The organism is Clostridium estertheticum (genome assembly GCF_026650985.1).
In the GTDB taxonomy this organism is placed as follows: domain Bacteria; phylum Bacillota; class Clostridia; order Clostridiales; family Clostridiaceae; genus Clostridium_AD; species Clostridium_AD estertheticum_C.
In genome coordinates this window covers 3,311,032-3,330,334 of record NZ_CP086239.1, presented here as the reverse complement: position 1 = coordinate 3,330,334, position 19,303 = coordinate 3,311,032, and the positions used below count along the sequence as shown (strand labels likewise).

Annotated in this window: 23 protein-coding genes; 8 read left to right on the top strand and 15 right to left on the bottom strand. The window is 30.5% G+C overall.

Features of this window, described 5'->3' with window-relative positions; translation table 11 throughout:
• The first annotated feature begins 28 nt into the window (after window positions 1-28).
• Window positions 29-868, top strand: a complete 840-nt coding sequence (locus tag LL038_RS15985; protein WP_216123783.1) for a serine aminopeptidase domain-containing protein — start codon at window positions 29-31, stop codon at window positions 866-868.
• Between the two features lie 155 nt (window positions 869-1,023).
• Window positions 1,024-1,677 carry a pentapeptide repeat-containing protein gene (locus LL038_RS15980; protein WP_216123785.1) on the top strand — a complete coding sequence of 218 codons (654 nt, stop codon included), beginning with the start codon at window positions 1,024-1,026 and terminating at the stop codon, window positions 1,675-1,677.
• Window positions 1,678-1,748: 71 nt separating this feature from the next.
• Here the strand turns inward: LL038_RS15980 and LL038_RS15975 are convergent, their stop codons facing one another.
• Window positions 1,749-2,831 (bottom strand): stage II sporulation protein P, encoded by a 1,083-nt coding sequence (locus LL038_RS15975; RefSeq protein WP_216123787.1) that lies wholly within the window; start codon window positions 2,829-2,831, stop codon window positions 1,749-1,751.
• A gap of 1 nt (window position 2,832) precedes the next feature.
• Window positions 2,833-3,225 carry a BlaI/MecI/CopY family transcriptional regulator gene (locus tag LL038_RS15970; protein WP_216123790.1) on the bottom strand — a complete coding sequence of 131 codons (393 nt, stop codon included), beginning with the start codon at window positions 3,223-3,225 and terminating at the stop codon, window positions 2,833-2,835.
• A gap of 283 nt (window positions 3,226-3,508) precedes the next feature.
• On the opposite strand from LL038_RS15970, the gene LL038_RS15965 reads away from it, so the two are divergent.
• Together LL038_RS15965 and LL038_RS15960 are read left to right on the top strand one after the other, a co-directional pair.
• Window positions 3,509-4,003, top strand: a complete 495-nt coding sequence (locus tag LL038_RS15965; protein ID WP_216123792.1) for a DUF2975 domain-containing protein — start codon at window positions 3,509-3,511, stop codon at window positions 4,001-4,003.
• A gap of 35 nt (window positions 4,004-4,038) precedes the next feature.
• On the top strand, window positions 4,039-4,263 hold the full coding sequence (locus LL038_RS15960) for a helix-turn-helix domain-containing protein (RefSeq protein ID WP_216123794.1): 225 nt from the start codon (window positions 4,039-4,041) through the stop codon (window positions 4,261-4,263).
• Between the two features lie 58 nt (window positions 4,264-4,321).
• Here LL038_RS15960 and LL038_RS15955 read toward each other — a convergent pair whose 3' ends face one another.
• The 4 genes from LL038_RS15955 to LL038_RS15940 form a co-directional block, all read right to left on the bottom strand.
• Window positions 4,322-5,779, bottom strand: a complete 1,458-nt coding sequence (locus LL038_RS15955; protein WP_216123804.1) for a DEAD/DEAH box helicase — start codon at window positions 5,777-5,779, stop codon at window positions 4,322-4,324.
• Between the two features lie 161 nt (window positions 5,780-5,940).
• The gene (locus LL038_RS15950; RefSeq protein ID WP_216123805.1) at window positions 5,941-6,522 is read right to left on the bottom strand and encodes a manganese catalase family protein; all 582 of its coding nucleotides are present in this window, start codon (window positions 6,520-6,522) and stop codon (window positions 5,941-5,943) included.
• A gap of 3 nt (window positions 6,523-6,525) precedes the next feature.
• Window positions 6,526-6,804 (bottom strand): spore coat protein CotJB, encoded by a 279-nt coding sequence (locus tag LL038_RS15945; RefSeq protein ID WP_171296093.1) that lies wholly within the window; start codon window positions 6,802-6,804, stop codon window positions 6,526-6,528.
• Entirely contained in the window at window positions 6,794-7,048 is a 255-nt protein-coding gene (locus LL038_RS15940; protein WP_216123806.1) for a spore coat associated protein CotJA, read from the bottom strand. The genes LL038_RS15945 and LL038_RS15940 overlap by 11 nt, the downstream gene beginning before the upstream one ends.
• A 300-nt stretch (window positions 7,049-7,348) precedes the next feature.
• On the opposite strand from LL038_RS15940, the gene LL038_RS15935 reads away from it, so the two are divergent.
• A complete protein-coding gene (locus LL038_RS15935; RefSeq protein WP_216106296.1) occupies window positions 7,349-8,035 on the top strand; it encodes a GntR family transcriptional regulator in 687 nt (228 codons plus the stop codon).
• 67 nt (window positions 8,036-8,102) lie between these two features.
• Here the strand turns inward: LL038_RS15935 and LL038_RS15930 are convergent, their stop codons facing one another.
• The 3 genes from LL038_RS15930 to mgrA all read right to left on the bottom strand — a co-directional run bounded on the left by LL038_RS15930 (window position 8,103) and on the right by mgrA (window position 10,841).
• Window positions 8,103-9,128 (bottom strand): aldo/keto reductase, encoded by a 1,026-nt coding sequence (locus LL038_RS15930; protein ID WP_216123808.1) that lies wholly within the window; start codon window positions 9,126-9,128, stop codon window positions 8,103-8,105.
• A gap of 240 nt (window positions 9,129-9,368) precedes the next feature.
• Entirely contained in the window at window positions 9,369-9,566 is a 198-nt protein-coding gene (locus tag LL038_RS15925; RefSeq protein ID WP_071611355.1) for a cold shock domain-containing protein, read from the bottom strand.
• Between the two features lie 279 nt (window positions 9,567-9,845).
• Window positions 9,846-10,841 (bottom strand): L-glyceraldehyde 3-phosphate reductase, encoded by a 996-nt coding sequence (mgrA, locus tag LL038_RS15920; RefSeq protein ID WP_216123809.1) that lies wholly within the window; start codon window positions 10,839-10,841, stop codon window positions 9,846-9,848.
• Between the two features lie 298 nt (window positions 10,842-11,139).
• On the opposite strand from mgrA, the gene LL038_RS15915 reads away from it, so the two are divergent.
• Window positions 11,140-11,838 carry a cell wall hydrolase gene (locus LL038_RS15915; protein ID WP_216123810.1) on the top strand — a complete coding sequence of 233 codons (699 nt, stop codon included), beginning with the start codon at window positions 11,140-11,142 and terminating at the stop codon, window positions 11,836-11,838.
• Between the two features lie 58 nt (window positions 11,839-11,896).
• Here the strand turns inward: LL038_RS15915 and LL038_RS15910 are convergent, their stop codons facing one another.
• From LL038_RS15910 to LL038_RS15895, 4 genes are all read right to left on the bottom strand, one after another.
• Complete coding sequence (locus LL038_RS15910; RefSeq protein ID WP_216123812.1) at window positions 11,897-12,541, bottom strand: YidC/Oxa1 family membrane protein insertase; 645 nt, start codon at window positions 12,539-12,541, stop codon at window positions 11,897-11,899.
• A gap of 26 nt (window positions 12,542-12,567) precedes the next feature.
• Complete coding sequence (locus tag LL038_RS15905) at window positions 12,568-12,813, bottom strand: hypothetical protein (protein WP_216123814.1); 246 nt, start codon at window positions 12,811-12,813, stop codon at window positions 12,568-12,570.
• An 83-nt stretch (window positions 12,814-12,896) separates the two neighbouring features.
• Window positions 12,897-13,601, bottom strand: coding sequence for a DUF1048 domain-containing protein (locus LL038_RS15900; RefSeq protein ID WP_216123816.1), 705 nt, complete (start codon window positions 13,599-13,601; stop codon window positions 12,897-12,899).
• 3 nt (window positions 13,602-13,604) lie between these two features.
• A complete protein-coding gene (locus LL038_RS15895) occupies window positions 13,605-13,925 on the bottom strand; it encodes a PadR family transcriptional regulator (protein WP_216123818.1) in 321 nt (106 codons plus the stop codon).
• A gap of 255 nt (window positions 13,926-14,180) precedes the next feature.
• Here LL038_RS15895 and LL038_RS15890 point away from each other — a divergent pair, with 255 nt between their 5' ends.
• On the top strand, window positions 14,181-14,570 hold the full coding sequence (locus LL038_RS15890; RefSeq protein ID WP_216123819.1) for a hypothetical protein: 390 nt from the start codon (window positions 14,181-14,183) through the stop codon (window positions 14,568-14,570).
• Window positions 14,571-14,791: 221 nt separating this feature from the next.
• Here the strand turns inward: LL038_RS15890 and pyk are convergent, their stop codons facing one another.
• Both pyk and LL038_RS15880 read right to left on the bottom strand, forming a co-directional pair.
• A complete protein-coding gene (gene pyk, locus LL038_RS15885) occupies window positions 14,792-16,213 on the bottom strand; it encodes a pyruvate kinase (protein WP_216123820.1) in 1,422 nt (473 codons plus the stop codon).
• 273 nt (window positions 16,214-16,486) lie between these two features.
• Entirely contained in the window at window positions 16,487-17,125 is a 639-nt protein-coding gene (locus LL038_RS15880) for a TetR/AcrR family transcriptional regulator (RefSeq protein WP_216123822.1), read from the bottom strand.
• 347 nt (window positions 17,126-17,472) lie between these two features.
• On the opposite strand from LL038_RS15880, the gene ftsH reads away from it, so the two are divergent.
• Window positions 17,473-19,272: an ATP-dependent zinc metalloprotease FtsH gene (gene ftsH, locus LL038_RS15875; protein ID WP_216123825.1), complete on the top strand. Its 1,800-nt coding sequence runs from the start codon at window positions 17,473-17,475 to the stop codon at window positions 19,270-19,272.
• The last annotated feature ends 31 nt before the right edge of the window (window positions 19,273-19,303 follow it).

Sequence of the window (19,303 nt, the reverse complement as noted above, 5' to 3'; positions counted from 1 at the left end):
ATCGAAATAGAAAAAGAGGTGAATTTAAGTGGGTGTTTGGCTTAAGAAGATTAACTTGATTATTAATAATAAAGAAATTATTTGTTTAAAAAAAGTGGAGTCTAAACCACTATATAATACAGTTATAATTCTTACTGGGGCAGCCACCTATGCATCAAATTACGCTATATTTGCAAAGCAGTTTAGGGAAACCGAAGTTATTATAATCAATACACCGGGACATGGATTTGGAAAATCCTTAACTAAGGGAGAACCTTTAACCGATGGAAATGATTTGATTGATTTTCAAGTTAATGTTATAAAACATTTAATCAAAGAAAATTACTGCAGCGCGAAAGTTACATTGCTTGGTTATTCAATTGGTGGAATGACACTTCTAAATATTGTTAACAGAAAGCTATTAGAAAAGAATATAGACCTTTGCATTTTATTTGCTAGCGCTAGATTCACAAGGTACGATAAAACGGTTATTAAAGGATTATATAATAAAGAAACTAAAACATTTAATGTAAAGTCGCTAATTGAGAAGAGTTGCAAAGGTAAGATGCCTTGGTATATTAAATATCTAAATCCTAATTTAATATGTAATTTGTCAGTTACTTGCCATGCAGATTTTCTGGAGTGTGATAATATGAATGAAATTTCTAAAAATGAATTAATGATAGATAATAACATGTCTGTTATTGCATTTTTAGCGAAAGATGATTGCTTTTTTAGTGAAGAAGAGTTACTTAAAACAATAAAAAGGTTTAAATACAGTACTTTTATATCACTAAAGGAATATGGACATTTATTTATATTAGAAAGGCCTATTAAGGCGGGAAAGCTTGTATTTAAGGCTATAAAAGAAGCTACTTTAAAAGAGTAGTTATTTTATAGCCTTAATTTGTTTAGTGTAGTTTTAGAATTGTGCTTACTTGGATTAAACTAAAAGAGTATACTATAATTATAAAAGAATAAGTAGTTATTTACGGATGCATATCCGTAAATTATTTATTTTAAGATTAAATGGAGGGAATACATATGGAAGAGAAAAAATTAAAAACAAAAGTTATAAGACCTAAATTTGATACAGATTTAGATATTATAGAGTTATCTAAGGAGAATATTGAGGATGAGAGTATATTCTCTTTTGGAACTGTTAGTGATTGCTGCTTAGAAAACCATGAAGCTGATAGGGTAAATTTTAAACAAGTAATATTTACAAAAGTTATCTTTAATAAAATAACTTTTAGGCGTATAGAGATGACAGATGTAAGATTTGAAAATTGTGATTTATCAAATGTCGATTTTAACGAGGCGTCTTTACATAGAGTTGAATTTGTGAATTGTAAAATCATTGGTATTAATTTAAGTGAGACAACTTTTAGAGATGTAATTTTTGAAAATTGTAATGGCGAATTTGCTTTCTTTAATTACTCTGATTGTAAGCAAGTTGCGTTTCTTGAGTGTCAATTACGTTCTTCAGATTTTCAAAATTCAAAGCTTTTAAAAGTTGAATTTAGGGAGTCTAATTTGATTGGGGCTCAAATGAACTACACAAGTCTTAAAGGAATAGACTTTACTAGTTGTAACATTGAAGGTATGGGAGTAAATATTGCTGATGTTAAAGGTGCAAGAGTTACAACAACTCAAGCAATCTCATTATCAAGCATACTTGGTCTTATTATTAAATAATTTATATGGTTTTAAGAAAAAATAATGAATGTAACTTTATAAAGTTACATTCAAAATGGTTGGTAATAGGATTATTTTTTACCATTTAATTGCTCTGCAAATATCCTTGATAAATACATACCAGTGTTTTTTACCTGTGATATAGTATTATTATTATTTCCTACCTCAACAAGCAATGCATTGTTACTTCTACCTTGATTATAGAAATTTATTCCCCAGTCAGCATAATAGATTTCTCTTGGGTCTAAAAGATTCGGAAATAATTTATTTGATATTCCAACCATTGAGTCTACTAGTTTTTTCTGCTTGGCATACCTAGGGTTTTGACGTGTAACGACAAATAGAAATTCAGCTACATCTTCTCCATTTATTTTAGTTTTTAATACGTTATTACTAGAAGTTGGAACGCCATCTCTATGTAAATCTATAATTAAATCAAAATCTCCATATTTTTTTAAATACTTATCCAAATTAACACCAGAATTTTTATAGGCTGAATTATAATCAGGTACATTGTTTACAGTTTTATCGTGTATTACAGAGATTCCATATTTACTTTCTAGTTGCTCGGTTATTACATCACCTACAGCACATACATTTAGTGTTTCATCCGCATTAAAAGCAGTTTTAGTGGTATCTTTTTCAGAGGTACGATAAGCTTCTGTTGTATGAGAATGATATATTAGGACTCGTGGTTTTGATTTATTTAGGGTTTGTTTCAAATCGTTATTAATGAGGTTTGCTACAACATTTGGGTCTTTAGATTTATTTACCTGGTTTTCAACCAATTTGAAGGGAACAACTGAGTTTATATCATCCCCTTCATTGTTTACATTAGTACTAACTTTATTTTTGTCCAAATAAGCAATTTCTTTTGTTATTATGGATATAGGATTGGAAATATCTATTCCTAAAAACGATAGGATTGAATATTTAATTTCACTGTTGGTATCCTGTTCTCCATTGCTAGGAGAATTAAATAAAGCTACTGTGTTACTAATTGCCTTAATAAAAAAGTAATTTTGAGATTTACCTTCATTAGTCGCATTAGCACTTTTAGGCAAAACTAAACCTAATAAAAAAATAAAAAGGAATGTTAAAACACTTAAAAGTATTTTGCTCTTACTATTTTTTTTAATAGCATTACGCCTCATATTAATCCTCCCCACATTTCCGTTTAATAAGTTGATTTAGTATATCTTTTAATTCTTTTATATCTAATTCAGATAACTCGTCTGATTGGGCTAATGTCAAAAGCAGGGATTTAATAGAACCATTAAATACTCTATTAACAAAGGAAAAACTTTCTAATTTTATACAATCATCTTCTGAGACTAAAGGATAATATAAATATTCATAACCTAATTTATTAAATCCAATAATATTTTTATTTAATAATCTATTAATCAAACTTTTAACTGTAGCTGGTTTCCACTCAGATTTATCCTTTAATTCTTTTATAATGTTGATTGATGAAATTTCAGAATTCTTCCATATTATTTTCATTATCTCCCATTCAGCATTTGATATTTTGGACATTTTATACATTAATATATTACCCCCATTTAAATTACAACTGTAATTATAAGCTTTAGTTTACAATTGTAATTTGTGTTATTTTATAATATATTCCATGAAATATTAATTATTACATTTATTAAAATAAAGCTGAATGGTAGATTGATGTTTTACAGAGTGAATTTATGTTTTGCAATATGGATTCATTGATAAACAGTGAATCTATATTGTAAAAAGAAAATTAGTGTGATAATATTATTTTAAAGTTTATATAAGTATATATAATTATATATAAATTATGGAGGAAATTTTTATGAAGTATTATGGAAAAACTTCTTTATCATCTTTATTAAAGTTAATGTTAGATGTTTTAATCATCACAGGTTTTATTGTATATTTATTTATACTGAGAAAGGCATTGATAATTCATCAAACAAATTTATTTAATCCTAAAAATATTGTTACATGTACTCTATTTGTTCTAGGTGGTTTTGCATTGCTTTGTATAATGTATTATCTTAGATGTATTATAAATTCATTGGTTAAAATGACGCCTTTCGTATGGAAAAATGTTAAAAGTTTGAGAAATGTTGCTATATCGTGTTTTACAGTTTCAGGTTGTTATGTGGTCAATTTTTTTATTAACAATCAATTTTTAAATTTTAAGTTAATAGAAATAGATGCTAGTGGAATACACACAGATATTGAGTTTATAATTTTTTTCTTTGCAGGTTGTTTCACATTAATTCTTTCTAAGGTTTTTAAGCAGGCGATTGAAGTTAAAGAAGAAAATGACTTAACAATATAGATATTTACATATATCAATAAATTGAGGTGAAATACATGGCAATAATAGTGAATCTAGATGTAATGATGGCAAAAAGGAAGATTAATTTATCGGATCTTGCAATTAGAGTAGGAATTACAAATTCAAATTTATCTATATTAAAAACCAATAAGGCAAAGGCAATAAGATTCTCAACCCTTGAGGCTATATGTAGCGAGCTTAAATGTCAGCCAGGGGATATTTTAGAATTCAAAGGCGATGAGATGATTCCAAATAAATAAAGTACCCAGTAGAGTTTTACACTTTTTTTAAAGTGTCTATTCTATAGGTACCAAGATGTTAATATCTGTCTTCTAATATGTCCTTACTTACTGTGCGTAGTCTTCCTTTGATAGGTGTATCTTGAAGGGCTTTAAACACTAATTCACCTTTATTATTTAATATTTCTACAAAAGTAGATATATCGATTATATTGATGATTCCTATATCATCTTTAGTCATTCCTTTGATACTGCAAAGGGTACCTACGATATCCATAGCTCTCATCTTAGTCTTTTTACCTGCATTAATATGTAATTTCATAATTTCTTTGCTGAGTTCTGCTCCTTTTGATTCTTTAAGAACAGGTCTTTTATCCATTTTATTAATAAATTCCTCTTTAAAATTATTTACAATTTCAGATTCGGGTCTTTCCTTCAAAGGAATTTCTTTACCAATATACTGCTCTATATCATACAAAAACCTATTATCACGATTCGTTACAAAAGTAATAGCACGGCCCATCTTACCTATACGACCAGTTCTTCCTATCCTATGAACATAACTTTCTTTATCCTCTGGAATATCATAATTAATTACAAGTGTAATGTTATCTATGTCTATACCACGAGCTGCAACATCGGTAGCTACAAGGTATCTAAAATAACCCTTCTTAAAATCATTCATTACTCTTAACCTATCACTTTGTTCCATTCCACCATGTATTTTCTTGCAAGTATACTCGAGGTCTATTAGGTCGTTATAAACTGAATCTACCTTCACTTTTGTATTGCAAAATATTATGCAACTATCTGGGTTTTCAACAATGGTTAAATCACTTAAAAGATCTATTTTATCAAATTCATGTACGTTATATTGTTCTTGAAGTATATTATTGGATGCTTTATTTTCATCCTCTATTTCGATATATATAGGATCTTTCATATATCTGTTACATAAACTATGTATGTCTTTTGGCATTGTAGCTGACAATAACATGGTTACACGGTCTTTTGATAAGCCACTTAAGATTGATTCTATTTGATCTACAAATCCCATATTAAGCATTTCATCGGCTTCATCTATTACAAGATATTTTATATTCGATATATCAAATGTACCTTTTTCTATATGATCCATAATTCGACCAGGGGTGCCAACCACTACATGTGTCTTTTGTTTAAGTTCTTTTTTTTGATCGGTGAAAGAAGACTTTCCATAGACTGCACATACTTTAAGTCTTTTAAATCTACCTATATTAAAAATATCTTCTTTGACTTGGATAGCGAGTTCTCTTGTTGGTGTAATTACTAATGCTTGTGGTTTATTTTCCTCCCAATCAACTAACTGACAAATAGGAATGCCATATGCTGCTGTTTTCCCACTTCCAGTTTTGGATTTTACTACTACATCCTTTTGTGATAGCACTGCAGGTATAACCTGTTTTTGAACCTTTGTAAAATCCTTGAAATTTAACAAACTAATTGCTTTTAATAACTCACTACTTAAATTATAATCGTTAATGTTCTCTTTTATCATTCAATCATCTCCCAATATATATACTAACCTTTTTATTATATCACACACATGAAATTAACATAAATAAACCTAACTCTAGAGTCATTTAAATTAATAAAAGAGAAAACACAGATTTTATTTATCTGTATTTTCTCTTTTGTTAATATGTGGTATTTATGATATTATTTCATTGTAAATAGCCGAGGTTCTTGTAAGTAATCTTGAACGATTCTAAGAGATTCACCAAATCTTTGATAATGAACAATTTCTCTTGCACGTAGAAACTTTAAAGGGTCTAATACATCAGGATCGTCAGCCATATTTATTAGATATTCATAAGTTGACCTAGCTTTTTGCTCAGCAGCTAAGTTTTCAGTAAGGTCTACAATTGGGTCACCTTTTGATTGAAGATATGCAGCAGTAAAGGGAACGCCAGAAGCACTTACGGGGTATACTCCTCTGCCATGGTCTACATAATAACCAGCCATGCCACCTTTTTCAATCTCTTCAAGACTGGCACCTTTCATAAGTTGCCTAACCATAGCACCAACCATTTCTAAATGAGCCAATTCCTCAGTTCCAATATCATTACATGTTGATATTGCTTGAGGAGTAATCATGGAAAATCGCTGACTTAGATATCTTAATGAGGCACCTAATTCACCATCTGGTCCTCCATATTGAGTAATAATAATTTTTGCCATTTCAGGATTTGGAGTTTTAATTTTTACTGGGTATTGTAAGAACTTATCGTATGTCCACATAAATTATTTATCCTCCTTTCTAAGACTAAAATTTGCTTCAGGCTCCCAAGGCCATGGATTACTTGACCATCGCCATGGGTAAGGGCTGAGGGAGTCGTGTTCAGATAACATTCCATAATTCATCTCATAGTGATCTTTTAATCCTTTTGTCTCCACCACATAGAAATTATATTTTGCAAGAGCCTCTTGATCCATTGGATGAGTATTAAGGTACAAAGCTAGGTCTTCTTTTATAAATTCGCCGGCAACTATTTGTTTTAAAAGCTCCATTTTACTCTCCATAAGTTCTCTCCTTGTTACTTGATTTTAAATTAGAAGACATTTTGCCTTCTCCATCGTATGGACTATAAAGCTCCGGAAAAGCAGTTCCTCTTTTAAGCGCTTCTAATGGCGAAAAAAGTGTGCAAAGTTTCTGGTAAGGAACGTAAGCTGCAGCTAATCTAACATGTTTTATTATAGTTTCTTGTGGTACACAATTATTTGATGCTGAATATTTAGTCAGTTTATCCCTATTTTGATATTCCATTTTTATCCTCCATATAACATAGTACATAATACTATATTCAATCATATTTGATTAGGTTCTTAAGAAATAGTAATAAAACAAGTGTATTTACTAATAATATTACTATTCTTTTATGAAATATAGTTAAAGAGCTAGTTGTAATTCTACAGGTTTTATATCTTTTATTAGAAAAGTTAAATATATAATTTATGGTGAATACAGTGCTAAGGTGCATTAGGATTGATGTTGACAATATAAAAATATAGTGCTAACATACTAGCTATACAAACTAAAGTAATTTAAAATAAAGGGAAATTTATTATGAAAATTGAACTATTAGAGAAAAATTCTTATGAGACCATAAAAAATTATACTTATCGAGTGCTAAGAAGTAATATTATTGATCTTAATCTTAAACCGGGAGAAAGTATTTCTGAAAATGAAATCGCAAATAATCTTAATGTGAGTAGAACGCCAGTTAGGGAAGCTTTTTCATTATTAGTTTCTGAGCAATTGTTAGAAATTTATCCTCAGAAGGGTACCCAAGTTTCTTATATTGATTTAAAACGTGTTGAAGATGCTCGATTTATGAGGTTAAAACTTGAACAAGCAGTTATTGAATTGGCTTGTGAGGATTTTCAAGAGAGTTATTTGTTTGATTTAGAATCTAATATTAATCAACAGCAATTTTGTGTACTTAAAAATAACTATACCGCTGCATTTAATTTAGACAATTCCTTTCATGAACTTATTTTTAAAGGATGTAAAAAGGAACGGATTTTCAATGCTATTCATTTTATGAATGGCGATTTTGATCGTATAAGGGCACTTAATTTAATATCTAGTATGAACATGGATCTTGTTGTTGCACAACATAAAGGCATTATTGATGCAATAAAGGCTAAAGATAGTGAGCTAGGTATAAAAATAGTTGGTGAGCACTTATCAAAAGTAAATGACGACAAAATGATATTGCTAAGAGAATATCCTGAGTACTTTAAAGAGTAACAGATAATAAATAGCCCCCTGTCCATTTTAAATAAAATGGACAGGGGGCTATTTATTTTTTTTAAAACTAAACATTTTTATTCTTAGCATAAAATTCAGAGTAGTTTTTAAGTTCTCTTTTTAAAAGATTTGGAGTATCAAGCTTATAAGGACAGTGGTTTTTACAGTGTCCACATTGTATGCAATTCTTTATAAGTTCCATCTTTTCTTTAAAGCTATCGTCTAAGAATCCTTGATAAGGAGCTCTTTTAAGAAGAAGTGATATTCGAGCAGAAGTAGGGATTTCAATTCCAGCAGGGCATGGAAGACAATAACCACAACCACGACAGAAATCGCCTGAAAGCTCACTACGATCCTTGTTAATAATTGACCACATGATATCATCTAATAATGGTGGATTTTTCTCAAGGGTTATAAATTCATCTAACTCAGTTTCTCTTTGTATTCCCCATATTGGTACAACATTATCAAATTGTCTTAGAAAGGCAAAGGCCGAGGATGCATCAGTTATTAGACCTCCTGACAGAGCCTTCATTGCAATTAGTCCTATATTTCTTTTTTTACATTCTTTTATTAACAATAAATCATCGTCTGATGATAAAGAACATAAAGGAAATTGTATAGTGTCATATAGTCCTGAAGCTGCTGCATCCATTGCGTTTTTCAATTTATGATTTGTAATTCCTATAAAACGAATAAGTCCCTTTTTCTTAGCTTCCAAAAGTCCTGCATAGAGACCTTCTGGGTCTTTCGGATCAGGAAGTACATCAGGGTTATGTAATTGATATATATCTATATAATCTGTTTTTAAATTTTTTAGACTTGTCTGCAAATGTTCAAGTAAAGTTTTTCTATCTTTAGCGTGGGTTTTAGTTGCAATTATAATATTTTTCCTAACATCTGCTAGGGAATAACCTATTTTTTCTTCACTATCAGAATATGCTCTTGCTGTGTCAAAGAAGTTTATTCCATTATCATATGCTTTTCGTAGAATATTCTTTGCTTCATCAAAAGACACCCGCTGAACTGGTAATGCTCCAAAACCACTTCTAGTAACCATTAAATTTGTTCTTCCGAGTATTATTTTATCCATTTAGACACCTCCATAAATTTGTATATAAAAACTTAGCGACAAAAATTACTCCATTTATATATAAGTATTCAATATTATTTTATGAAATCCTTTTTAAATTAATATACTTAATACAAAGTGTTTTTTATAAACGTAATCTAAAAAAGCCATAGGCTAGTGATATAATACCACAGCATATGACTTTTACAAAAAGCAAAAAGACCAGTAAATAGTTTCCTATTTACTGGTCCAATATTACTACTAAAGAACAGTAATATTTTCTGCTTGTGGGCCTTTAGGTCCTTTAACTATGTCAAAAGAAACTTTTTGACCTTCATCAAGAGATTTGTAACCATCTGAATTTATTTGAGAGAAATGTGCGAAAACATCTACTCCGTCTTCTCCTGTAATAAAACCAAATCCTTTTTCACCATTAAACCATTTAACTGTACCATTCATATAATGTATACCTCCGAAATTTTATTTCTTAAACTACTTGAAATAACAAACCAATAAAATTTTGATAACAAAATACTATATTTTAAAAATTATATTTGAAATATATCTGCGCTTCATTATTCACTATTCATTTAAGTACTCCTTAATAATATCACAGGTTTCTAAAGAAAGCAAGTTATATTGCATATTAATCTAATTAAGTGCTTAAAGTTTATGAATTAAACGTTAGGATTTTTACAAATAGAAGTTTGCGAATTTAATCCATTTTTAAAAAAATAACTATTTGCTTGCTAATATTTGTTCTATACGTTCTAGTTCACCTGCACTAAAGTCTAAATTATTTAGTGCACCTACGTTATCTTCGATTTGACTTACCTTACTTGCACCTATTAGTGCAGAGGTAACATGTCCACCCCTTAATACCCAAGCTAAAGCTAGTTGGGGTAAAGTTTGTGAACGTTCCATTGCCAAAACATTTAATTTGGAAACTTTTTCTAATTGCTCTTTTGTAATATCTTCAGAATGTAAGAAAGCTGAGTTGCCGGCAGCTCTTGAGTCTTTAGGAATTCCTTTTAAATATTTGGTAGTAAGTAAACCTTGTTGTAGAGGTTTAAAGGCTATAGAACCAATACCTTCCTGATCTAGAACCTCTTGAAGACCATCTTCTATCCATCGATTAAACATTGAATAGGAGGGCTGGTGAATTAAACAAGGGGTGCCTAATTTTTTTAGTATAGCGGAAGCCCTTTTGGTTTCATCTGGTTTATAGTTGGATAAGCCTACATAAAGAGCTTTTCCTTGTTTTACTATTAAATCTAAAGCAGACATAGTTTCTTCTAAAGGGGTATTAGGGTCAGGTCTATGATGATAAAAGATATCTACATAATCGAGACCAGTTCTTTTTAGACTTTGGTCAAGACTGGAGACTAAATATTTTTTTGAACCCCAATCACCATAAGGACCGGGCCACATGGTATAACCTGCCTTCGTTGAGATAACAAGTTCATCTCTATAACCTGAAAGATCCTGTTTTAAGATTTTGCCGAAGGTCTCTTCTGCAGAGCCAGGAGGAGGACCGTAGTTATTCGCAAGGTCGAAATGCGTAATTCCAAGGTCGAAAGCCTTATGAATTAGAGCTCTTGAGTTTTCAAAGGAATCTGAATAACCAAAATTATGCCATAAACCAAGAGATATTGCAGAGAGTTTTAAGCCACTATTACCGCATTTATTATATTTCATTGTTAAGTATTTTTTGCTATTAGATACATATGACATTTTATCACCTTCTTATATTAATATTATCATATATGATAGATATGTAAACCATTTAACGTAAATAAAGTATGTTGTTATATACTTGTAACATTAATTTAACAACGTATATAATCTAAAAAATTTACATAAATTAGAAAATAAATTATATTAACATGCCATCTTTATATTATTATGGTATAATATGACGATATTCCAAATAAAATAGCGAAAACTTAATTTTGGAGTAAAACTATATAAATTTATATGTCTATACCATAATTATCAAATTAAACTGGAAGGCATTAGGAGGGTACTTAAAATGAATAAATTTAAAAGTATTAAATCTATTTTCTTAGCATCAGCATTGACAATTGGTTTAGCAACAATTACATCACAAAATGTACTTGCAACTTCACTAACAACTAAAACATATATTGTTAAAAGTGGGGATTGTTTATCTGTAATAGCGAAAAAATGTGGACAATCATTAAATGATTTAAGGAAAACTAATAATAAATGGAATGATACTATTTTCCCAGGACAAATTATTAAGGTTCCAGTAACAACTAGTTCTACTACATCGCAAGTTAAATTAAAGGCTCAAGATAAAATGGTAGCTAAGGCAGACAATATAGCAATAAAATATACAGAAAGTGATTTGAACTTATTATCTAGACTAATAACTGCAGAAGCACAAGGAGAATCTTATAGTGCTCAAGTTGCTGTAGGCGCAGTAGTTGTAAATAGAGTTAAGAGTAGTTATTTTCCAAATTCAATCAGCGCTGTTATAAATGAACGCACAAAAGGAGGTTATCAATTTACACCAGTATTAAATGGTAATATCAATAGACCTGCACAGGCAAGCGCGCTTAAGGCTGCAAGTGAAGCCCTTAGCGGAGTTGATCCAACAAATAATGCATTGTTTTTTTATGATGGAGGTGTGCCTAAAGGACTAACTGAACCACAACCAATATCTAAAGTAATAGGTAATTTGACATTTGTTTACTTAATAAAATAATGTTTATATCAAAAAATTAAAAGTAAGGGCTAGAACATAATTGTTCAGCCCTTAATTTTTAGTTCCTAATTTTTGAATTTCTTATATATAGTCTAAAAATAAGCTCTTCTAGAAAGTTGAACACACTTGTGGTGATTAAGTATATTCCAACTGCGATTGGAGCTGCTTTAGCAACAAACAAACCAGCTACTGCCATTATTATTAAATTACTCTTGCTAAGTGTTGCCTGACCTTCAATTTTAAGTAAGGTTACATATGAAAGCAGACTTGGTGTTAGCGATATAAGCACATATATCAGTGGAACTATAAAATAACTGTCTGAGACCTTAATACTAGACACCCATGGTATAAGAAATGTACTAGCGCTCACAGGAAGCTTATTAAATACACTCCACAGGGTCATTATTATAGGCAGTTGTAACAAGGTTACTAAGCAACCCAGCATACTTTTTGCACTCTCAGCAGATTGTTTTTTAACTTCGACGTCAAGTCTGTCTTTGTTATCTTTATATTTTTCCTTTATTTCTTGCATTTTTATACCAAATTTTTGTTGCTGGTGCATGGATTTTTTTTGTTTGAAAGACATTGGAGAAAGTACTAATCTTACACTTATGGTAAGAAAAACTATTGCGAGGCCCCAATCCCCAGTAAAACTAAAAATTGAATCTAATAAACTACTTAAAAAATTAAAAATGATGTTCATATTTATCCTCCCTCGAATAATTTTGGCTAAAACATCATTTCAATTTTTAATCGTTCTACATACATCCATATAACATATTTTTCATAAATTATATAATCTTCCGGAAGCACTTTTTTTATAAATCCAAGCCACTGAATTAAAACACTTTTTGTTATATTTTCTTTGGTTTTATTTTTGAAATTTTTATAGGTGTATAAAGTATATGATAGTATGCCAGTAAAACATATCACTAAAAACATTAATTGCATTAAATTTATTAAGTCATAATTCAACGTGCATACCTCCTCATATACTAGTTTTGAATATTATAACATATATTATCAATATTGTTGAATTTTAAAAATTAAGACAGATATCATCGACGTTTATTATACATTCTTTTATAAATTTCAATAAATCCAATTATTAAAAGTAGTAGGAGTATATATGGAGTAGCTGAATGTAGAGTTATTGTATAACTAAAAACTTTAGTAGAAAGAGTCTCTCCAAGAATAAATCTTATTAATAAAATAGCAAATATCACAAAAATAAAACCATTAAATCCAGGTTCAGTAATTCCACTATTTATTGTGTAATATTTTTTATTCCAAAAGTTTAATGATGGATTTTCTTGACTACTTTTTCTTGTTGCTGGAATTAAAATAAATGAAATAGCACTTATTGTTATAAGCATATCTATAGTTATGCCTAGGGTAAATGAAGAATTTTTTAATCCAATCACTATCCACAAAAAAACTGAACTTGTTATCGAGTAAAATAGACCTTTTTGTATATAATCTAATAATCTGTAGTTTTTGCTTTTGTCACTACTATATTCTTCAATAATCGACTTACAAAATTCCTGATAGTCATTCCCGATAATTAATTCCATTGGTTTTTTTTCTATTTGTGCTTGCAACATCATATCTATGACTTGTTGAAGAATTTCTTCCTTTTCAGTTCCTCTCAATTCGCTGTGCTGTATATATGAAGTTATGCTTCTATATAAATATAAGTTACTCCCATTTAAATTTTTTTGCTCTTTAAACCTGAGTTGTTTAAGTCTCCATTCGAGCAGCATTAACTATCCCTCCAATACATTATCAATGTTCTTTTTAATTTTATCCCAAGATGATATGAAATCTTCTAATTCAGTATTTCCTTCTTTAGTTAGATAATAATACTTTCTCATTGGTCCGAAAGGGGACTTAATCATATTAGAGTAAAGTAGCTTTTTCTTTTCCAGTCTTATAAGAATGGGATATACGCTACCTTCAGAAACTTCTTGAAATCCATACACCGTTAGTTTTTCGCATATTTCATAACCATAGGTTTCATGGGTACTTACAATTTTTAAAATACATCCTTCGAGTAAACCTTTCAATATTTGCGTTGAATTAGCCAAATAGTCACCTACTTTGTATTACTTAATAGCATAGATAAAATATACACCCACTACTTTGTATTGTCAAGTAGGTGTGTATATAATTTTTAAACTATAATATATTTCTAATTCTTTGTGAAATAAGTTAAATTAAAACATCCATATCCATAAGGGTATAGAGGTTTATTTATATGTGTAGGAATGTTGATTAAAAATATTGAAGCATTTTTGATATAATGGTAAAATATATAACAAAAACAATCGGGGGAGAAGTTAATGAATTATATTTATGGTTTTATAATTGTGGTTTTTGTTTGTATAGTATTACTTAAACATAAAAAACATGATAATAAAATGATTAAAATGGAATATACGATATTAATGACGGATACATTTGTTAGGAGTGATGCACAATTTCTAAGGCCTATCTACACAATGGCATCTAATGAAAATGGTAATAGAAGTGAAGCAGTATTTTGTAAGGTATTAGATGGAGATGGTGAGTTAGATATTAAAAATGCTCAAGATGAGATGATTTCAATTATAAAGTGTGCAATAAAAGATAAGTCATTTATTGAAGGTCTAATACATATTGAGAACATATCAGAAGGAGAAAAAATTGCTGTAGATAATATTGAAAAAGAGATAAATATAATGGTGAAATAACATCAAAGGGTGGGATAGATATGTTGTTTGGATTATTCAAAAGTAAAAAAGACAAACAAGTAGAACATGTAAAGCAGGTAGAATGTCATGATGAGGGAATATCAATTAAAAACTGGAAGACATTTTGGGGTTAAAGCTATAAATGTAAATACTTTAGCATAAAATAAAGCCAACCTAGGTATTAATCTAGATTGGCTTTGTTTATTACTTTGTAATTACAATTATTCGCCTACTGTTTCAACTTTTAGTATATTTGTTGTTCCAACTTTTCCTACTGGTCCCCCGGCAGTTATTACAATAATATCTCCCTTTTTAACTAACTTAATATCTAACGCTGTTTTAACACCAATTTCAAACATTTCTTCAACGTTTGTTGCAGCTTTAACTAGTAATGGAGTCACTCCCCAAGAAATAGCTAACTGTCTTTGAACCCTTGGATTCCATGTAGTTGCTATTATTGGACAAGATGCCCTAAATCTAGAAATCATTCTAGCAGTTTGTCCAGATTGTGTTGCACAAATTATTGATACAGCATTTAACTGTAGGGCAATTGTGCAAGTTGCATAACTTATAGCATTTGTGATATTTTCCATTGTATCAAATTTCATTGCAGCTAGTTTACTGCCATAATCTATAGACTCGTCTGCCATTTGAGCTATTCTTACCATAGTTTTTACACTTTCAATTGGGTATTTACCCATGGCACTTTCGCCAGAAAGCATAATTGCACTAGTTCCATCATAAACGGCATTTGCAACATCACTAGATTCTGCTCTAGTTGGTCTTGGATTTACAATCATTGAATCTAGCATTTGAGTTGCAGTTATTACTGGTTTACCATAGTTATAGCATTTCTTAATTATCATTTTTTGAACAAGAGGAACTTCTTCTGTAGGTATTTCTACGCCTAGATCGCCTCTAGCTACCATAATTCCATCAGAAACCTTTAATATTTCATCGAAATTATTTACGCCTTCTCTATTTTCAATTTTTGAAATTATCCTTATATCTTGTCCACCATATTTCTTTAATATTTTTCTAACTTCATTTACGTCTGTTGCTTTTCGTACAAAAGAACAAGCAATAAAATCAAATTCATTTTCTATAGCAAATTTTATATCTTCAATGTCCTGATTTGTTATTGCAGGTAAATGGGTATCTGTTTCGGGAATATTGACTCCTTTGTTATTACTTATGTCACCGCCATTTAGTATTATGCAATGTATGTCCTTGCCTACAACTTTTTGTACCTCTATGGCTACAAGTCCATCATTTATTAATATTTTAGTTCCAACTTTAACATCTTTATATAACTCTTTGTGAGAGATAGTTGATTTTTCATCTGTTCCTAAAATATCTTCATTTACAAGTATGAAGATATTATTCTCTTTTAATGTTACTTTACCCATTTGAAATTTACCTAATCTAATTTCAGGTCCTTTGGTATCAAGCAATAATGGAACCGGAATATTCAATTTTGCTCTGACTTTTTTTACTCTATCAACTCTAACTTTTTGCTCGTCGTGAGTACCATGAGAAAAATTTAATCTTGCTACATCCATACCTCCAAGTATTAATTCTTCTAATAAAATATCATCATCTACAGCAGGTCCCAAAGTACATATTATTTTTGTCATTCTCATGTTTATTATCTCCTCTCATTTGTATTTAAGCATGTATCCATTAAGCTAAGTTGTATGTTTCTTTTTAATAATAATACATGTAAAACCAAATTTGGTAAAGAACTTAAATCGTTTTATAATTAATATTTTAGGGTGAGTTCGTAAGGGGACACCTTATTACTCATCTAGATTAACAGCTTCTACTTTTAAGAGATATATGGGAAAGCAAAACAAAGTTAAAAAAAACCCCTTTAAGCAAACACAAGGCTAAAAGTAGTGTCTGCTTAAGGGGGGTTAATTGATATTTAGTGATATAAGTGGAATTATTAAATCATCAACAATATGTTCTACATATTTCATTTCAATGGGTTCGCCTGTGGCTATAAGCTTATAACATAATAATGCTGGTCCTACATCAGCGAGGAGTTTCAACTGGTTTTCATCTATTTTTTTATTTATGCTACATTCTATGGCCTCACGAAATATATATGTTTGCTTTGTTATGCAGTCTAGGTGAATCGCATCGGATAATGATTTATCTCTGATTATGGCTGTTGAGATGGAGAGCATTACCTTTTGCCTAATCTCGTCGTCTACCCCGAAATATGTGCTAAGTAATTCACATAAATAATTTCTCAAATTGTCGCCGCAACGAGTAGGATCAACCTTTTGCTCACAAGGCATGATAGATGTTATAGCTTCTGCAATAAGATATGGTTTAGACTTCCATCTGCGGTATAAGGTAGCTTTTCCTGCATGGGCACGCAGAGCTATAGCATCCATGGTTACACAGTCGTATCCTTGCTCTGCTACGAGCTCTAAGGCCGCTCTAAGAATAGCGAGATCACGTAGCTTATCAATAGGCCTTCCAAGTTTTACTGGAATTTTTTCTTTGATATTTTCAACAAAATCGGATTTGTTTATTATATCCATATTTTTGCCACCCCGTTCTCGGTTTTCTATAAATATAACACAATGAAAATTTTATTTCAACATAACTGAACAAAGTAGTTTTGAAACTATTGTGTTTTGATAATAGCTATGATATACTCTCATCTATAAACATAGTATAGGGAGGGGTGGAAAGGTTAAAATAATCGGATAAATAAAAAAAAAATTAAAAAAATTAAACTTTATTATGAACTTATGGCAATTAAGGATATAATGTAGAAGGTATTATTAAATCAATAGAATTTTTTTATATGGTTAAGTATACAATAAGTTAAGGACTAAGAACATAAGAGGTTAAGTAATATATTGAGAAAGAGAGGTGTTCTCTGATGAAAAAAAGATCAGGTATTGCTGCATGGACTATAATTTTTGTTATTGTTGCAGTATTTATGCTTTCTAAAACAGATCAGAAATCAACTATTATTAATTTTAATCAATTTCAGACTAATTGGACCAATAATACTATAAAAAGTTTTGTGGTTGAAACAGATCAAATGTCGGTTTCGGGAACATTAAAAAATGGATCTACATATAAAACAATTGTTCCATCTGCCAGACTATTTCAATTTATTAAAGATCACCCAAAGAGTGCAAGTGTTGAGGAAACATACGTAAAACCACCAACTATTCCAGTGTGGTTACAGTACTTGCCTAATGTATTATTGATTTTAATGCTTGTGGGTTTTGGATTTATATTTATGAAACAGTCAAAAGGCGCCGGTGGAAGCGGTGGTGTGATGAAATTTGGCAAAAGTAAAGCAAAACTTGCCGATCCTACTAAGAAAAAAGTGAGTTTTGATGATGTTGCAGGAGCGGATGAAGAGAAAGCTGAGCTTGCTGAGATAGTTGATTTTTTAAAACAACCTAAAAGATATATGGAAATGGGAGCTCGCATACCAAAGGGAGTCCTATTAATAGGACCTCCAGGAACTGGTAAAACACTCCTTGCAAGAGCAATATCTGGAGAAGCTGGAGTCCCATTTTTTAGCATCTCAGGTTCTGACTTTGTAGAAATGTTTGTTGGTGTTGGAGCCTCTAGAGTCAGAGATTTATTTGAACAGGCAAAAAAGAATTCACCTTGTATAATTTTTATAGATGAAATTGATGCTGTAGGAAGACAAAGAGGTGCGGGTGTCGGTGGTGGAAATGATGAAAGAGAACAGACACTAAACCAACTTCTAGTTGAGATGGATGGATTTGGAGAAAATGAAGGAATAATAATGATTGCAGCTACCAATAGAGCAGATGTACTTGATCCAGCACTACTAAGACCAGGTAGATTTGATAGACAAATTCTTGTTGGAGTACCTGATAGAAAAGGTAGAGAGGCAATACTTGCAGTTCATTCTAAAAATAAGCATCTTGAACCTGAAGTTAAGCTTAGCGTACTTGCTAAAAGAACACCTGGATTTACAGGTGCAGATATTGAAAACTTAATGAATGAATCAGCACTTTTAACTGTGCGAAGAGATAAGAAGCTAATTGGAATGGAAGAACTTGAAGAAGCAGCTACAAGAATAATGGCTGGACCTGAAAAGAAGAGTAGAGTTGTTAGTGAAGTTGATAGAAAACTTACAGCATATCATGAAGCAGGCCATGCAATTGTAATGAATTTACTTCCAAATTCTGATCCTGTTCATCAGATAAGTATAGTTCCAAGAGGAAGGGCTGGTGGATATACTATGCGTCTTCCAGAAGAAGATAGATCGTATATGTCTAGGTCAAGACTTGAAGAAGAAATTGTGGGATTACTCGGTGGTAGAGTTGCAGAAAAACTAGTTATTGGTGATATAAGTACTGGTGCTAGTAATGATATCGAAAGAGCCACAGGAATCGCAAGACAAATGGTAATGGACTATGGAATGAGTGATACTCTTGGGACAATAGCATTTGGTTCAGGTAGTGATGAAGTATTCCTTGGAAGAGATATGGGGAAAGATAGAAAATACAGTGAAGAAACAGCATACAAGATAGATATAGAAATAAAGAAACTTATAGATGTTGCATATACAAAAGCGTTGACGCTTTTAACTGATAATAGAAGCAAACTTAACGCAGTTGCAGAAGAACTTCTAATAAAAGAAAAGCTTGAAGGTGTTGAATTTCAAGAGATATTTGCAAGAAGTTAATTAATTTATATTTAATTTGATTATAAAAAGT

Coding starts and splice junctions, on each gene's coding strand:
- LL038_RS15970 (WP_216123790.1), bottom strand. CDS start 3,225: ATGTATAAAATGTCCAAAATATCAAATGCTGAATGGGAGATAATGAAA.
- LL038_RS15910 (WP_216123812.1), bottom strand. CDS start 12,541: ATGAACATCATTTTTAATTTTTTAAGTAGTTTATTAGATTCAATTTTT.
- LL038_RS15980 (WP_216123785.1), top strand. CDS start 1,024: ATGGAAGAGAAAAAATTAAAAACAAAAGTTATAAGACCTAAATTTGAT.
- LL038_RS15925 (WP_071611355.1), bottom strand. CDS start 9,566: ATGAATGGTACAGTTAAATGGTTTAATGGTGAAAAAGGATTTGGTTTT.
- LL038_RS15955 (WP_216123804.1), bottom strand. CDS start 5,779: ATGATAAAAGAGAACATTAACGATTATAATTTAAGTAGTGAGTTATTA.
- LL038_RS15950 (WP_216123805.1), bottom strand. CDS start 6,522: ATGTGGACATACGATAAGTTCTTACAATACCCAGTAAAAATTAAAACT.
- pyk (WP_216123820.1), bottom strand. CDS start 16,213: ATGAGAATGACAAAAATAATATGTACTTTGGGACCTGCTGTAGATGAT.
- LL038_RS15975 (WP_216123787.1), bottom strand. CDS start 2,831: ATGAGGCGTAATGCTATTAAAAAAAATAGTAAGAGCAAAATACTTTTA.
- LL038_RS15965 (WP_216123792.1), top strand. CDS start 3,509: ATGAAGTATTATGGAAAAACTTCTTTATCATCTTTATTAAAGTTAATG.
- LL038_RS15945 (WP_171296093.1), bottom strand. CDS start 6,804: ATGGAGAGTAAAATGGAGCTTTTAAAACAAATAGTTGCCGGCGAATTT.
- ftsH (WP_216123825.1), top strand. CDS start 17,473: ATGAAAAAAAGATCAGGTATTGCTGCATGGACTATAATTTTTGTTATT.
- LL038_RS15930 (WP_216123808.1), bottom strand. CDS start 9,128: ATGGATAAAATAATACTCGGAAGAACAAATTTAATGGTTACTAGAAGT.
- LL038_RS15900 (WP_216123816.1), bottom strand. CDS start 13,601: ATGCTGCTCGAATGGAGACTTAAACAACTCAGGTTTAAAGAGCAAAAA.
- LL038_RS15915 (WP_216123810.1), top strand. CDS start 11,140: ATGAATAAATTTAAAAGTATTAAATCTATTTTCTTAGCATCAGCATTG.
- LL038_RS15880 (WP_216123822.1), bottom strand. CDS start 17,125: ATGGATATAATAAACAAATCCGATTTTGTTGAAAATATCAAAGAAAAA.
- LL038_RS15940 (WP_216123806.1), bottom strand. CDS start 7,048: ATGGAATATCAAAATAGGGATAAACTGACTAAATATTCAGCATCAAAT.
- LL038_RS15960 (WP_216123794.1), top strand. CDS start 4,039: ATGGCAATAATAGTGAATCTAGATGTAATGATGGCAAAAAGGAAGATT.
- LL038_RS15890 (WP_216123819.1), top strand. CDS start 14,181: ATGAATTATATTTATGGTTTTATAATTGTGGTTTTTGTTTGTATAGTA.
- LL038_RS15935 (WP_216106296.1), top strand. CDS start 7,349: ATGAAAATTGAACTATTAGAGAAAAATTCTTATGAGACCATAAAAAAT.
- mgrA (WP_216123809.1), bottom strand. CDS start 10,841: ATGTCATATGTATCTAATAGCAAAAAATACTTAACAATGAAATATAAT.